Origin of the sequence: Trinickia violacea (genome assembly GCF_005280735.1) — a bacterium.
Taxonomy (GTDB): Bacteria; Pseudomonadota; Gammaproteobacteria; order Burkholderiales; family Burkholderiaceae; genus Trinickia_A; species Trinickia_A violacea.
In genome coordinates this window covers 1,223,795-1,238,686 of record NZ_CP040077.1, presented here as the reverse complement: position 1 = coordinate 1,238,686, position 14,892 = coordinate 1,223,795, and the positions used below count along the sequence as shown (strand labels likewise).

Here is a 14,892-nt window from a genome sequence, read left to right as displayed (position 1 = left end):
CGGTTTTTCGTCATTTCCGCTGCCGCGCCGCCGCCCGCCTGACACCACCTCGCGCCCGCCGCGACGCCTCGGCTACGCGTTTTTTCCGCACGACCATCATGAGCATCATCAATCTCTCGGCCTACCAATTCGCCACGCTCGACGCCATTCTGGAATGGCGCCCGCTCGTTACCGAAAAATGCATGGCGCTGGGGCTGCGCGGCACGATCCTGCTTGCGCCCGAGGGCATCAACCTGTTTATCGCCGGCACGCCGGACAACGTGCGAGCCTTCATCGACTACCTTCGCCACGATCCGCTCTTCGAAGGCAAATTCGCCGGCCTGCAGTTCAAGCAAAGCGTGTCGGAAACGCAGCCGTTCCGGCGCATGCTCGTCAAGATCAAGCGCGAAATCATCACCATGAAAAAGCCGGCGATCAAGCCGGAACTGGGCCGCGCGCCGTTTGTGGACGCCCCCACGCTCAAGACATGGCTCGACCGCGGCCACGACGACGAAGGCCGCCCGGTCGTGATGCTGGACACCCGCAACGCGTTCGAAGTCGACGTCGGCACGTTCAACCACGCGCTCGACTACCGGATCACGAAGTTCAGCGAGTTTCCGGACGTGATCGAGAAGAACCGCGCGGACCTCGAAGGCAAGACCGTGGTGTCGTTCTGCACGGGCGGGATTCGCTGCGAGAAGGCCGCCATCCACATGAAGGATGTCGGCATCGAGAACGTCTATCAGCTCGAAGGCGGCATTCTCAAGTACTTCGAGGAAGTCGGCGGCGCGCACTATCACGGCGAATGCTTCGTGTTCGACTACCGCACCGCGCTCAATCCGCAGCTCGAACCGACTGCCACCGCACAATGCTTCGGCTGCCGTGCAGTCGTCACGCCCGAGGATCAGCAGTCGCCGCTCTATACGCCGGGCAAGACGTGCCCCGCGTGCCATCCGCAGAAGGACGCCGCGCGCGCGGCGTGACAACGGGCCGATGCGCGCGTCCAAGCCGTACCGCGGCCGCTTCGCGCCCTCGCCTACCGGGCCGCTGCACTTCGGCTCGCTCGTGGGCGCATTGGCGAGCTGTCTCGATGCACGCGCCCATCGCGGCGCCTGGCTCGTGCGGATCGAAGATATCGACGGCCCGCGCAACGTGCCCGGCGCCGCGGAAGATATCCTCGCCACGCTCGCCCGTTTCGGCATGCGCGCCGACGAACCGCCCATCTGGCAAAGCACGCGCACCGCGCGCTACCAGCAAGCCTTCGAATCGCTCGATCGAGCGGGCTTCATCTACCCGTGCGGCTGCACACGCAAGGAAATCGCCGACTCCCTTCTCAACGCGCGCACGCGCAACACCACGCTCGCCTATCCCGGCACGTGCCGCCACGGCCTGAACGGCAAGCCCGCGCGCGCCTGGCGTCTGCGCGTGCCGGACGGTGATGCGGCCATCGTGACCTTCGACGATCGCTGGCAACACGCGCAAACGCAGAACCTCGCGACCGAAGTCGGTGATTTCGTCTTGAAGCGTGCGGATGGGCAGTGGGCGTATCAGTTGGCGGTCGTCGTCGACGATGCCGACAGCGATATCACGCATGTCGTGCGCGGCGCGGATCTGCTCGATTCGACCGCGCGTCAGATTTATTTGCAGCGTTGCATGAGTGTGCCGACACCGGCGTATCTGCACGTGCCAGTGGTCGTCAACGAGGAAGGAGAGAAGCTCAGCAAGCAGACTGGCGCGGCCGCGCTCGACGCTCGCGATCCGCTGGCGACGCTCGGCGCCGCGGCGCGCCATCTTGGCCTTGCACTGGGCGCCTCGGCCGAGACTTCGTTTGACGCGTTCTACGCGGAAGCGACGGCGCTATGGGCAAAACGCTTCGCCTGAGCGTCAGGACGAAGTCGTCTTGCGGGGCATCCCAAACCCGCCCAGCAATGCCGCGAGCGGCTGCTTCGTCGCCGGCTTGGCTGCGGGCTCGGGCGCCGGCGCCTCGTCGCGCTTGAGCGCCGACGGCGAGGGCTCGTAGGGCTTCAGGAAGAAATCGTCGATCGGCGCATGACGATGATGCGTGCGCTCGAAGGTGCCCGTGCGGCGGCGGCTGGAACGCTCGTCGCGGTCGTCGCGGTCGCGGCGTCCCCGCGCTTCGCTGTGGTGGCGCACCGGCGCATCGACGGTCAAACGCTCGACGTCGAGCGGCCGCTTGATGAGCTTTTCGATGTCCGCGAGCTGTTTCTTCTCGTTCGGGCTGCACAGCGACAGCGCGTCGCCCGACGCCCCCGCGCGGCCGGTACGGCCGATCCGGTGCACGTAGTCCTCGGCGTTGAACGGCAGATCGAAGTTGATGACGGCCGGCAGCTCGGCGATGTCGAGCCCGCGCGCGGCGACGTCGGTCGCCACCAGCGCTTCGACCTCGCCGCGCTTGAATGCATCGAGTGCCTGCATCCGCTCGAGCTGCGACTTGTCGCCGTGAATCGCCGTCGCCACGACGCCGTCGCGCTCGAGCTGGCGAGCCAAACGCCCCGCCCCGATCTTGCTGTTGCAGAACACGATGACCTGCTTCAAGCCGCGCTGGCGGATCAACTGCACGACCGCCGGCTGCTTGTCGCCTTCGGCCACTTCGTAGACGATCTGCGTCACGTTGGTGGCCGTCGAATTGCTGCGCGCGACTTCGATCGTCTGCGGGTTGCGCAGGTAGGTCGACGCGAGCTTCTTGATTTCACCCGAAAACGTCGCGGAAAAGAGCAGCGTCTGGCGCTCTTTCGGCAGCAGGTTCAGGATGCGCTGCAAGTCGGGCAGGAAGCCCATGTCGAGCATGCGGTCGGCTTCGTCGAGCACGAGCATCTGCACTTGGCCGAGATTCGCGGTCTTCTGCTGAACGTGATCGAGCAAACGCCCCGGCGTCGCGATCAAGATTTCGACGCCGCGCCGCAGCTCGGCCGATTGCGGATTCATGTCGACCCCGCCGAACACCACGGCACTGCGCAGCGGCGTGTGCTTCGCGTAGGACTGCACGTTCGCGGCAACCTGGTCGGCGAGTTCGCGCGTCGGCGTGAGGATCAGCGCGCGGACCGGGTGGCGCGCCGGCGACGCGCTCGTGCTAGCTTGCGGCAGCAGCCGCTGGATGATCGGCAGCGAGAAGCTCGCCGTCTTGCCGGTGCCGGTTTGCGCCGCGCCCATCACGTCGCGGCCGGACAGCACGACCGGAATCGCCTGCGCCTGGATCGGCGTGGGCGTCGTGTAGCCCTGCTCCGCGATGGCTTTCAGGATATCGGCGGCGAGGCCGAACTGATCGAAGGTCGGTTGGACAGGCGTGACAGCTGGATCGGACATGGTGGCTTTCGCTAAAAATGCGCCGTGGGGCGTCGTGTCGGTGAAGCGCGGACGGCAGCGGCAACAGCCGCTCGAAGGCATCGAAATGAAGGCGGAGCCACGGTTGCCCAATGTGACGAACCGAATGTGTGGACGGCTCCGGGCCGGCGGACGCCCGCCGCGGGCAAGCCCGCAGCGGCGCGCAATCCCCGCCGGAAAGGCCGGTATTGTATCACCGTGCCGCTAGCGCCCGCAGACGCTGGCGCCAGCGGCACAAACGCCCACCAGCGTAGCCTCGGCAGACGGCAACGGCATGACAGCGCGGCTTTAGCGCAGATCGCGCATCACCATGAGGCGCGGCTCGGTCATGTCCTCGATCGCGTAGCGGATGCCCTCGCGCCCGAGGCCCGAATCCTTGACCCCGCCGTACGGCATGTTGTCGACGCGGAACGACGGCACATCGTTGATCACCACACCGCCCACTTCGAGCACGTCCCACGCCCGGTGCGCGTGCGCGAGCGAATCGGTGAAGATGCCGGCCTGCAGGCCAAAATCGCTGTCGTTGACCGTCATCAGCGCCTGGTCGAAATCGCTGAATGTCTCGAGGATCGCGACCGGACCGAACGCTTCCTTGCGGTAGAGGTCCTGATCGCGATGCACGCCTTCGAGCAGCGTTGCCTCGAACATCGCGCCGTCCACCTTGCCGCCCGCGACGATCTTCGCACCCGCGAGCACGGCCTGCTCCATCCAACCGGCGAGCCGGTTCGATTCGGATTCGGAGATCATGGGTCCGACGAATGTCTGCGGGTCTTTCGGGTCGCCCATCTTGAGCGACTTCGTTTTTGCGATCAGCTTTTCGCGCAGCGCGTCGTAGATGTCGACGTGCACGAGAATCCGCTGCACGCCGATGCAGCTCTGCCCCGACTGATAGTAAGCGCCGAACGCGAGGCGTTCGACCACATAGTCGAGCCGCTCGTGCTGATCGCCGTCGACGATCGCTGCCGCGTTGCCGCCCAGCTCGAGGATCACCTTCTTCTTGCCGGCTTTCTTCTTGAGTTCCCAGCCGACCGCGGGCGACCCCGTGAAGGACAGCAGCTTGAACCGCTCGTCGGTGGTAAAGAGGTCCGCCCCGTCGCGATGCGCGGGCAGAATCGAGAACGCGCCCTCCGGCAAGTCGGTTTCCGCAAGGATCTCGCCCATGATCAGCGCGCCGATCGGCGTGCGGCTCGCGGGCTTCAGCACGAACGGGCAGCCGGCCGCGATCGCGGGCGCCACCTTGTGCGCCGTGAGATTCAGCGGAAAGTTGAACGGCGAGATGAACGAGCACGGTCCGATCGGGACGCGCTTCACGTAGCCGTGATAGCCCCGCGCGCGCGGCGAAATCTCCAGATTGAGGATCTCGCCGTCGATACGCACCGCTTCCTCGGCTGCGACCTTGAACGTATCGATCAGGCGTGTCACTTCGCCTTTCGAGTCGTTGATCGGCTTGCCGGCCTCGATGCAAAGCGCCATCGCCAACTCGTCGAAGCGCTCGCGAAAGCGCTTCACGCAGTGCTCGAGCACCGCCTGGCGCGCGTACGGCGGGAATTCGCGCAACGCATGCTGCGCGCTGACCGCGTGGCCGATCGCTTCGTCGATGGCCTTGGCGTCGGCCATGGCGACGCGGGTCGCGACTTCGCCGCTGAATTTGTCGGTGACTTCGAGGTCCGTATTGGCCTCGACGGGCCGGTTCGCGAGGTAGTACGGGTAAGTCTTCTGCAGCATGACTCGTTCTCCTTGGCGCAGTGCGCGTGACTGGGCGTAACCAGGCGTGGCCGGGCATCGTGAGAGCCCAGCCACGCGCCGGCCTCAAATCGTCAAAGCGGCGCTCAAGCGCTTGATCTCGCGGTTGAGCACTCGCTCGTTGTCGGAGTAGTCGATCGGCACGTCGATCAGATGGACGCCGGGCGTCGCGAAGCATTCACGCATCAGGGGCGCGAACGCGTCCGCCGATTCGACGCGATGCCCTTGCGCGCCGTAGCTCTGCGCGTAGGCGACGAAGTCCGGGTTAGCAAGCGTCATGCCGTAGTCGGGAAAATTCATGTTCTCCTGCTTCCAGCGGATCATCCCGAACGCGTCGTCGCGCAGGACCAGGACCACGAGATCGAGCTTGAGGCGCACCGCCGTCTCCAGTTCCTGCGAGTTCATCATGAAGCCGCCGTCGCCGCAGACCGCCATCACCTTGCGGTCCGGATGCACGATCTTGGTCGCGATCGCCGACGGCAGTCCGGCGCCCATCGACGCTAGCGCATTGTCGAGCAGCAGCGAGTTCGGCTCGTGCGCGCGGTAGTAGCGCGCGAACCAGATCTTGTACATGCCGTTGTCCAGACAAATGATGCTGTCCTCGGGCATCACCTCCTGCACGTCGTGGACGATCCGCACCGGATAGAGCGGGAAACGCGCGTCGTCCTGGCCTTTCGCGAGATGCGCGTCGAAGTGCGCCTTGATGTCCATGAAGCGCGAGAAGTCCCACTTGGCGGCCTCGCGCTTCGGTTTCAGGCTTTCCTTCATTTGCCAGACCGCGTTTGCGATATCCCCGACCACCTCGATCTGCGGGAAATACACCGGGTCGACCTGCGCGCCGAGAAAGTTCACATGAATCACGGTCTTGTCGCCGGCATCGGCGCTGCGCATGAAGAACGGCGGCTTTTCGATCACGTCGTGGCCGACGTTGATGATGCAATCGGCGTGATCGATCGCGCGGTGGACGAAATCGCCATCCGAGAGCGTCGCGTTGCCGAGCCACAGCGGATGCGATTCGTCGATCACGCCCTTGCCCATCTGCGTCGTGAAGAACGGAATGCCGATCTGGTCGACGAATTCGCCGAGCACGGTGCGCGTCGTCTTGCGGTTGCCGCCCGCGCCCACCATCAGGAGCGGCCGCTTGGCGGCAAGGATGGCGTCCACGGCGCGCGCCACGGCCTTGTCCTCGGCGACCGGACGGCGGCTGTAGCTCTTCGGAATCGGCTTGCCGTCGCCCTCTTCGTGCGCGACGTCTTCGGGCAGTTCGAGGTGCACGGCCCCCGGACGCTCTTCCTCCGCGCGCCGGAACGCCTCGCGCACGGATGCGGGAATATTGCCGATCGACACGATCTGCCGCGTGTATTTCGTCAGCGGCTCCATCATCCGCACGACGTCGACGATCTGAAAATGCCCTTGCTTGCTCGATTTGATCGGTTTTTGGCCCGTGACCATCAGCATCGGCATGCCGCCCAGCTGCGCGTAGGCGGCGGCGGTGACGAAGTTGGTGGCGCCGGGCCCGAGCGTCGACAAGCAAACGCCCGTGCGGCCGGTCAGGCGCCCATAGGTGGCGGCCATGAAGCCCGCCGCCTGTTCGTGGCGCGTAAGGACGAGCTTGATTCTGGAGCGGCGCAGCGATTCGAGCAGATCGAGGTTTTCTTCACCGGGAATCCCGAACACGTACTCGACGTTTTCGGCCTCCAGCGCCTTGACGAATAGATCCGATGCTTTCATGAGCGGCCTCGCTTAGAACTACGCTACGCGCAGAGCACGGCCCCGCGCAACCGGACCGGAAAACCCGACGTCGGCAGCGTGCCGACCCGCCACGCCGGACGAAGACGCCACGCGTGCGCCGCGAGGCAACGCACGCGGGCCGTTCGCGGCCCATCGATAGGAGAAGCACGCTTGGCCTTTGCGGCCGGGAGCGGGCCGAAAACGGCGAAGCGAAGTTTGATTCTAGGGGATTGAGACGCGACGCGCAGCGAGTTGCGCAGGAGGGGAAGCGGTACGGTCCGGGTGCTCGGGGCGCTTCGGGCGAAGCGCCCCGCTTGCGGCTTCAGCGCAGCGTCACGCAGCCGGCGAGGATGGGCGGCGCGTTCCCGCCCGCCATCTCGTCATAGAGATTGGCCTGCGGCCCCTTGGTCCACCAGGTGTAGTTCTCGGCCTGGTACTTCGCGCCGGACGCCGCGAAGGTATTGACGAACAAGAGCGTGCGCCCTTTGACCGGGACAAGCGCAAAGCTCTGCCCGTTGGCCGTATTCCAGTACGACACTTTCAGCGTCTTGCCGCCCGAGCAGGTATAGGTCGACGTCTTGGGCTTGACCGCCGGAATCTCGGGGAACGTGAGCGACGCCGCCAAAGCCGCGGAACTCGCGCCGGCCGCGGCGCAGGCGACGAGCGCAGCAGCGACGCCGCGCGCGATGGTCGATGGTTTCATTCACAACCTCTTGCGTCGATCGAACCGTCAGCCCGCCGATACCGGCCGAACCTTGGCCGCAACGGTCTTCGCGCGTTCGCGCGCCTCATCGGTGTCGCCGCCGGTCGCGAGCGCGACGCCCATGCGGCGCTTCTTGAAGCTCTCGGGCTTGCCGAACAGACGCAGGTCGGTGAACGGCACGGCGAGCGCGTCGCGCACGCCTTCGAACGCAATGCCCGCTTCTTCGAGCCCGCCGTAGATCACCGCCGACGCGCCCGGCGCGCGCAGCGAGGTATCCACCGGCAGGCCGAGAATCGCGCGCGCATGCAGCTCGAACTCGGAAAAGCGCTGCGAGCACAAGGTGACCAGCCCCGTGTCGTGCGGGCGCGGGCTCACTTCCGAGAACCACACGTCGTCGCCGCGCACGAACAGCTCGACGCCGAACAGGCCCCGGCCGCCGAGCGCCGCCGTCACCTTGTGCGCGATGTCGCGCGAACGTTCGAGCGCGAGCGCGCTCATCGGCTGGGGCTGCCACGATTCGACGTAGTCGCCCGCCACCTGCACATGGCCGACCGGCTCGCAGAAATACGTCTGCGTGTCGCCGCTTGCGGGATCGATCGCGCGCACGGTCAACTGGGTGATCTCGTAGTCGAAGTCGATGAAGCCCTCGACGATCACGCGCCCGTGGTTCACGCGGCCGCCCGCCATCGCGTACTGCCACGCGGTCTCGACATCGGCTTCGCTCTTCAGCACCGACTGCCCCTTGCCCGACGAAGACATCACCGGCTTCACGACGCACGGATAGCCGATCTTCGCGATCGCCGCCTTCAACTCGTCGAGCGATTGCGCAAACGCATAGGGCGACGCCGCGAGGCCGAGCTCCTCGGCGGCGAGGCGCCGGATGCCTTCACGGTTCATCGTGAGCTGCGTCGCGCGCGCGGTCGGGATGACTTCGGCGAGGCGGGCGGCTTCGATCTCGGCGAGCGCGTCGGTGGCGATTGCTTCGATTTCCGGCACGATCAAATGCGGCTTCTCCGCTTTGACGAGATCGATGAGCGCGTTGCGGTCCGTCATGTCGATGACGTGCGCGCGATGCGCGACCTGATGGCCGGGCGCGTTCGGATAGCGGTCGACGGCGATCACTTCGACGCCAAGCCGCTGCAACGCGATGATGACTTCCTTGCCCAGTTCGCCGGCGCCGAGCAGCATGACGCGGGTGGCCGATTTCGACAGCGGCGTGCCGAAGCGTTGACCGATCTGCATGAGAATTCCCGAAATATCGAAAGAGATGAAGCGATGGAGCCGCGATGTTAACACTACGCATCGGCACGACACATCTCCCGAACGGCAGACCCCAGACTCGCGACGCAGAGGCCGCGGAGTGCGTTACCCTTACGCCTTCGCCAGCTTGAAGAGGAACGAGGCCATGCCGAATCAGTCAACCGCGCCGCGACGCGCCACCGTTTTTGCGCGCGCAAGGATCTCATTGAGCGCGTTGACCTTAGCCACGCTCGCCGCCGCCTGCGCGATGCCGAAGCACCTCGATTCGTCCGCGCCGCCAAGCGACCCGTTCAATCCCGCGGCAACGCAATTGCTCGACGACACGAGCTGGGAATTGGCGGAGTGGAAAAACGCCGACGGCAGCACGCGCGCGCTTCCGCAAGCCGGGAACGGCACAAACGGCGCGAGCGGCGACGCGCTCACGCTCGACTTCTCGACCGCCGGCGGCCAGCGCCGCGTGAGCGGCTTCTCGGGCTGCAACCGCTATATGGGCAGCTACACGCTCAAGAACGGCAGCTTGTCGTTCGGCCCGCTCGCCAGCACGCGCAAGGCGTGTCAATCTCCGGCGGGGGATCTGGAAGGCGCGTATCTCGACGGGCTCGCGCACGTCGCGAAAGCGGGCGTGCAAATGAAGCCGCCTCAGCAATTGCAGATCGTGTTCGAAAACGGTGAGACGCTGATTTTTTCGCATCCTCGCGGCCAATGATCGCAGCGCGCAGCGCTCATGCCATGTTCCGTCGCGACGCCGGCGCGCATCGAACGCGCGCGGCGGTTTGCCGGGCGCGGCGGCGAAGCCCCTTGCTCGCCTCTTTTGGGCACCCGGCGTGCCCGCCGCTGTCGTAGAAGCGCCTCGCTTCACCGGTTAAACTCGGCGGGTTGCGCGAAAAGCGCGTGTCCGTCCATCGTCAGTCTCTGGCTCTAGCATGCTGCATACGGTAGTCCTCGGCTGGTTCGGCGTTTCCGCCGTCTGGTTCCTTCCTCTTTTCTGGCGCCTTGCGAAGTCCGCGCTGCCGGGCGGCAGCGGGCTGCGCGGTCCCGGCACGATCCGTCTGTGGCTCGGCTTCGCGGGCGTGCTGCTCGCAAGCTGCACGCTCGAGGCGAGCTTCGCTTCGAGCGGCGCCGACGGGCTCGGCCACGCGCTCGCCTCCGGCTTTGGGCATCTGTTCGGCCGGATCGGCACGCCGCTCGCGATGCTCTCGCTGATGTTCGTGAGCGTGCCGTGGCTCATCGGCTTTCGCTGGACTAGCGTGCTGCGCTGGGCCAACGTCGCGTTCGGGCTCGGCTTGCCGCTCGACGGGAAAAAACGCGACGACGAGCCGCGCGCCCGGCGCGTTGCCGAAGCGGCGAGCGCCTCTGCCGCGTCGGTTGCGTCCAGCGCGGCGGCGGCATCTGCTGTGTCCGGCGCGAGCGCGAATCCGATGGCGCCCAAGCAAACTGGCCGATACGCGCGGCCGACCGTCTGGCGTCCGCCGGCGGTTTCGCGTGGCGGCAGCAGCGGCGCGCGCCACGGTGCGCCGGCGGAACCCGTAGCACCTGCAGGCTGGCTGCGCGATCAGGCGGCATCCGCGAATGCGGGCGCGCTGGGCCCTGATATGCCGGGCGCCGGCGTACTGGACGCAGATGCGCTGATCGGCAGGCGCGGCTCGGCCGCCGGCACGAGCGCAGCGCCAGGCGATACGACCACCGGATTCGGCGCGATGGCGAACGGCGTGCCGCGCACGCCGATGAACGCATCGAATTCGCGCCCCGTTGCGCTCGGGTCGACCGCATCGAAAGCCGCGGAGGCAACGCGGCGAACCGCGCCGCCGCGACCGCCCGTCGGGTCTCGCCCTGCGCCGGCAGCACCGCGCCCTGTGACTCGCCGCTATCCGGTCACGACGCCTCACCAGCCCGACTATCCGAAAGCGGCGCCGCCGGTGCCGTCCGCGAGCGTGCAGGAGACGCTGCGCGCAATCGAGGAAAACGCCGCGCGCTGGACGACGCTTGCAGGCGCGAGCCTCGCCCGCCGCGGCAGCACAGCGGCGAGTTCTCCATCAGACGATGCGACACCGGCAACGCTTGGCGAATCGGCTCCGATAGCCCATGCGCATGCCGTTGCCGATGAACCCGCCGTGGAGAATCAGGCAGCCGCCACCGTCGCGCCTGAGCTTGCCGCCCACGTTGAAGCCGATGTGGAAGCGCCGCAAACGCCCCAACCGCCCCAGCCGCTTGCGCCCTGGGCTGCAGCCGACGAACCGGCGCTGCCTGCCGCACCGTCTCATCAAGCGCCGAATCCGCCCGCGGCGGCACCGGTGCCGCCCGTGGCCGTCCCTGTCGCGGCGCCTGCGCCGCGCTGGGCTGCGTCGATCACGTTCGATGCGTTGCTGCGCCCCGGCAATGCGCCGGCGACCGCACCAGCCGCACCGACAGCGGCGACGGGCGCAATGCAACCGTCGGCATCGTCAGTAGCGACACCGGAAGAACCGGCGCCACCCTCCGGCAACCTTAGCGAGAAGGCGCAGGAGAACACATCGCAACCCGCGAGCGCATTGCAGTCCGGCGCGCACCCCGAGCCGGCCGCCAACGACGCCGCGCCATCAAACGTCGTCCGCTTCCCCGGCGCAACGCAGCCCGAACCCGCTGCGGTCCCGGCAGCGCAAGCCGAAAACGCCGCACCTGCCGCCGCAGACACATCCGAACCCTCCGCCCCGCGCCCTGCCCTGCGCGGCCATGCGCCGACCGAGTTCGAATTCCACGCGCCGAAGGCATCGTCGGTCGAGCTGCCCTCGCTCGATTTGCTCGAGCGCGCTTCCGGCGACATCGAGACGATCCCCGAAGAGCGTCTCGCCGAAACCGGTCAGTTGATCGAACAGCGCCTGCAGGAATTCAAAGTGCCGGTGACGGTGGTCGGCGCGTCCGCCGGCCCTGTCATCACGCGCTTCGAAGTCGAGCCCGCTCTCGGCGTGCGCGGCAGCCAGATCGTCGGCTTGATGAAGGACCTCTCGCGCGGGCTCGGCCTCACGTCGATCCGCGTGGTCGAGACGATCCCCGGCAAGACCTGCATGGGCCTCGAATTGCCGAACGCGAAGCGGCAGACGATCCGCCTCTCGGAGATCCTCGAATCGAGTGCCTACCAGAACTCGGCGTCACAGCTCACGCTCGCGATGGGCAAGGACATCATCGGCCATCCGATCGTCACCGATCTCGCGAAAGCGCCGCACATGCTCGTGGCCGGCACGACCGGTTCGGGCAAGTCGGTGGCGATCAACGCGATGATCGTGTCGCTGCTCTACAAGGCGACGCCCGAGGACGTGCGCCTCATCATGATCGATCCGAAGATGCTCGAGCTTTCCGTGTACGAGGGCATCCCGCATCTGCTTGCGCCGGTCGTCACGGACATGAAACTCGCGGCCAACGCGCTCAACTGGTGCGTCGGCGAAATGGAGAAGCGCTACAAGCTGATGTCGGCGGTCGGCGTGCGCAATCTGGCGAGCTTCAACCAGAAGGTGCGTGACGCCGAGCGCGCCGAAAAAAAGCTGACCAATCCGTTCTCGCTCACGCCCGAGGCGCCCGAGCCGCTGTCGACGCTGCCGCTCATCGTGGTCGTGATCGACGAGCTCGCCGATCTGATGATGGTCGCCGGCAAGAAGATCGAAGAATTGATCGCGCGGCTCGCGCAGAAAGCGCGCGCGGCCGGCATCCATCTGATTCTGGCGACGCAGCGTCCCTCGGTGGACGTGATCACCGGTCTCATCAAGGCGAACATTCCGACCCGCGTCGCGTTCCAGGTGTCGTCAAAGATCGATTCGCGCACCATCCTCGATCAGATGGGCGCCGAGTCGCTCCTCGGCCAGGGTGACATGCTGTTCCTGCCGCCCGGCACCGGCTACCCGCAGCGCGTGCACGGCGCGTTCGTCGCGGACGAGGAAGTGCATCGGATCGTCGACCATCTGAAGCAATTCGGCGAGCCGCAGTACGAGGAAGGCATTCTCGAGGGGCCGGCAAGCGAAGGCGCTGCGCAGGATCTGTTCGGCGATGCGCCCGACCCGGAAGCCGATCCGCTCTATGACGAAGCCGTGGCGTTCGTCGTGCGCACGCGGCGCGCGTCGATCTCGTCGGTGCAGCGTCAGTTGCGCATCGGCTACAACCGCGCGGCGCGGCTCGTCGAGCAGATGGAGGCGGCGGGGCTGGTGTCGTCGATGGGCATCAACGGCAGCCGCGAAGTGCTGGCGCCAGGGCCGGCGGAATAGTCGGGAATGGAAACGAGCGGGGGGAAGTGAAGCAGATGCCGATCAATGGCAGAAGCAGAAGCAGAAAAAGCAAAGCCCCCTCGCAAACGGAGGGGGCCTCGCCGCGGACCGGAATTACTGGCCCTCTTCCTTCACGGTCAGGTCGTTCTTGACCGAGCCCACACCGGCGACGCCTTGCGCGACAGTGGTGGCCTTGTCGGATTGTCCCTGATCCGGCACCGAGCCTTCCAGGATCACGGCATCGTTTTGGGCACGCACAATGATGTTCGCAGCCGACACGCCCTTCGCCTTGGCAAGGGCCGCGCGCACCTTCTTGCTCAATGCGCGTTCAGCCGGCGACATCTTGAGATGATGCTTCGACATGCCTGCTGCGGGAGCCGAGGCCATGTCCGTACCGCTTGCTTGCGCAAAGGCGCTCACGGATGCCGCGATGATCAGCGCGCCGCTAGCCAGCTTGATTGCCTGAATAGCCTTCATTCACATTCTCCTTTTTTCATAGTTGGCGACGATCCCTATGGAAGTCGCACAGGAAGGGGACCGCTGGACGAACTGTGACTACTGGTACTCGATGCAACTGCGCTTCTTCAGGCGTTGCGGTGTGGGAGTCTATACCGCTTTCGCCAATCATGTGTTGTAAGAGAGCACTACCGCCCCCGCAGAAATTGCGCACTCCACACTTTCCGTGTAACGCTAGGGCCGCACACCGCTCGGCCTTGCCGGACAAGGCGAGCATATCGCCGGACGGACCGGGTCATGCGCTTTCGATTCTATGTTATTCATCGTCGCCGCCCAGGCCGGGTGAGTCGATCCGTCAATCTGGCGTGCCGGCGGCCGTAAAAGATGCTAGGGGCGATGCCCCTCAAAACCCTACGCTGGCGCCATCGCGCCCGACACTGCGAGCGTCGTTGCGAAGCCGATAAGGGCCAGCGCCGATTTCATCTTATGACTCTCCGGGCACGCTCCGCGCGTAAATCGTGCGCGGCGATTGCAAGAGTTAGTCATCGCGCAACGCCGGATCGATAGCCGGCCGCGAGCGCAGCGCGTCGTGACGAAACTGCGTTAGCGGAGAGGATCGATCGAAGCACTCGATGTGCGCGGCATGGCGGCCAGCCTAGGCATAGGCGTTGCTTGAAAGCAGGCGGGCCGAGTGCGCGGACGTCGAACAATGCCGCTCTCTTGAAGCAAGAGATCGCCGAATCGCCGATTTCGTTCCCTGCCGCCCCCGCCCCCCGTGGGACGGCAGTTTCGGGCCCGCGCGAACGCTCTGTCGTGCGGGTCCGTTTTTATTGCTGCCGCCTTTATTGCCGCGATGCGCGGGCCAAAGCGGCGGGCTCGTCGTGCCGGGAACGCATTGCGCAAGGACTGCGAAACATGATGCCGTCCCCTGACGTCACCCACCCAAGGAGCCAACAATGAACATCACACTGAGCCTGGGACCGCTCGTCGCGCTGATCGCCGGCATCATGATTCTGGTGATGCCGCGCCTCTTGAACTACATCGTCGCGCTGTATCTGATCATCATCGGCGTGATCGGGCTGTTCGGCGCGGGCGGACCGCATCACCTGTGACGAGCGCAACCGGGCGGCACGAATGCCGGCCGGTTCGAGTTCGGCTCATCGCTACGCCGCGCAGGCGCGATCCGTGGTCCGTCAGCCGTTCACGAATTGCTCGAGACGCAGCCGCCCCTGCAACGACAGACCGCCCACCGCATAATGGCCATCGTCTTCGCGACGGTGGCCCGTAAAGCATGCACGTTCGATGAGAAACACAGCTGCCGTTTCCAGGCCGTTGCGCGTGAGTCCGAGACGATGATGCTCGAGAGGCAGGAATGCGCCGTCGCCAAGTTCGCTGGCGGCGGAGAGAATCGTGATGCAGTCGACTTTCGACGGATTCAGCATGGCGTCT

General features: G+C 66.0%; 12 protein-coding genes. 5 read left to right on the top strand and 7 right to left on the bottom strand.

The annotated features are described in order from the left end of the window. Positions 1 to 98: 98 nt before the first annotated feature. Both FAZ95_RS05670 and gluQRS read left to right on the top strand, forming a co-directional pair. Positions 99 to 962: a sulfurtransferase gene (locus FAZ95_RS05670; protein ID WP_137331557.1), complete on the top strand. Its 864-nt coding sequence runs from the start codon at positions 99 to 101 to the stop codon at positions 960 to 962. A gap of 10 nt (positions 963 to 972) precedes the next feature. Next, positions 973 to 1,860 carry a tRNA glutamyl-Q(34) synthetase GluQRS gene (gluQRS, locus tag FAZ95_RS05665; RefSeq protein ID WP_137331556.1) on the top strand — a complete coding sequence of 296 codons (888 nt, stop codon included), beginning with the start codon at positions 973 to 975 and terminating at the stop codon, positions 1,858 to 1,860. Between the two features lie 3 nt (positions 1,861 to 1,863). Here the strand turns inward: gluQRS and FAZ95_RS05660 are convergent, their stop codons facing one another. The 5 genes from FAZ95_RS05660 to purT all read right to left on the bottom strand — a co-directional run bounded on the left by FAZ95_RS05660 (position 1,864) and on the right by purT (position 8,740). After that, positions 1,864 to 3,303, bottom strand: a complete 1,440-nt coding sequence (locus FAZ95_RS05660) for a DEAD/DEAH box helicase (RefSeq protein ID WP_137331555.1) — start codon at positions 3,301 to 3,303, stop codon at positions 1,864 to 1,866. Between the two features lie 306 nt (positions 3,304 to 3,609). Continuing rightward, positions 3,610 to 5,046 carry an aldehyde dehydrogenase family protein gene (locus FAZ95_RS05655; RefSeq protein ID WP_137331554.1) on the bottom strand — a complete coding sequence of 479 codons (1,437 nt, stop codon included), beginning with the start codon at positions 5,044 to 5,046 and terminating at the stop codon, positions 3,610 to 3,612. 84 nt (positions 5,047 to 5,130) lie between these two features. Continuing rightward, a complete protein-coding gene (locus FAZ95_RS05650; RefSeq protein ID WP_137331553.1) occupies positions 5,131 to 6,795 on the bottom strand; it encodes an acetolactate synthase large subunit in 1,665 nt (554 codons plus the stop codon). A gap of 322 nt (positions 6,796 to 7,117) precedes the next feature. Continuing rightward, positions 7,118 to 7,498, bottom strand: coding sequence for an MliC family protein (locus FAZ95_RS05645; protein ID WP_137331552.1), 381 nt, complete (start codon positions 7,496 to 7,498; stop codon positions 7,118 to 7,120). A gap of 27 nt (positions 7,499 to 7,525) precedes the next feature. Then, positions 7,526 to 8,740 carry a formate-dependent phosphoribosylglycinamide formyltransferase gene (gene purT / locus FAZ95_RS05640; RefSeq protein ID WP_137331551.1) on the bottom strand — a complete coding sequence of 405 codons (1,215 nt, stop codon included), beginning with the start codon at positions 8,738 to 8,740 and terminating at the stop codon, positions 7,526 to 7,528. Between the two features lie 163 nt (positions 8,741 to 8,903). Between purT and FAZ95_RS05635 the strand changes: the two genes are divergently transcribed. Further along, a complete protein-coding gene (locus tag FAZ95_RS05635) occupies positions 8,904 to 9,464 on the top strand; it encodes an META domain-containing protein (protein ID WP_137331550.1) in 561 nt (186 codons plus the stop codon). Between the two features lie 217 nt (positions 9,465 to 9,681). Then, complete coding sequence (locus FAZ95_RS40480; protein ID WP_437437718.1) at positions 9,682 to 12,987, top strand: FtsK/SpoIIIE family DNA translocase; 3,306 nt, start codon at positions 9,682 to 9,684, stop codon at positions 12,985 to 12,987. Between the two features lie 114 nt (positions 12,988 to 13,101). Here the strand turns inward: FAZ95_RS40480 and FAZ95_RS05625 are convergent, their stop codons facing one another. Beyond that, the gene (locus FAZ95_RS05625) at positions 13,102 to 13,464 is read right to left on the bottom strand and encodes a BON domain-containing protein (RefSeq protein ID WP_137331549.1); all 363 of its coding nucleotides are present in this window, start codon (positions 13,462 to 13,464) and stop codon (positions 13,102 to 13,104) included. Between the two features lie 935 nt (positions 13,465 to 14,399). Here FAZ95_RS05625 and FAZ95_RS05620 point away from each other — a divergent pair. Further along, the gene (locus FAZ95_RS05620; protein WP_137331548.1) at positions 14,400 to 14,555 is read left to right on the top strand and encodes a DUF3096 domain-containing protein; all 156 of its coding nucleotides are present in this window, start codon (positions 14,400 to 14,402) and stop codon (positions 14,553 to 14,555) included. 81 nt (positions 14,556 to 14,636) lie between these two features. Here FAZ95_RS05620 and FAZ95_RS05615 read toward each other — a convergent pair whose 3' ends face one another. Then, complete coding sequence (locus FAZ95_RS05615; protein ID WP_137331547.1) at positions 14,637 to 14,885, bottom strand: hypothetical protein; 249 nt, start codon at positions 14,883 to 14,885, stop codon at positions 14,637 to 14,639. Between the last annotated feature and the right edge of the window lie 7 nt (positions 14,886 to 14,892).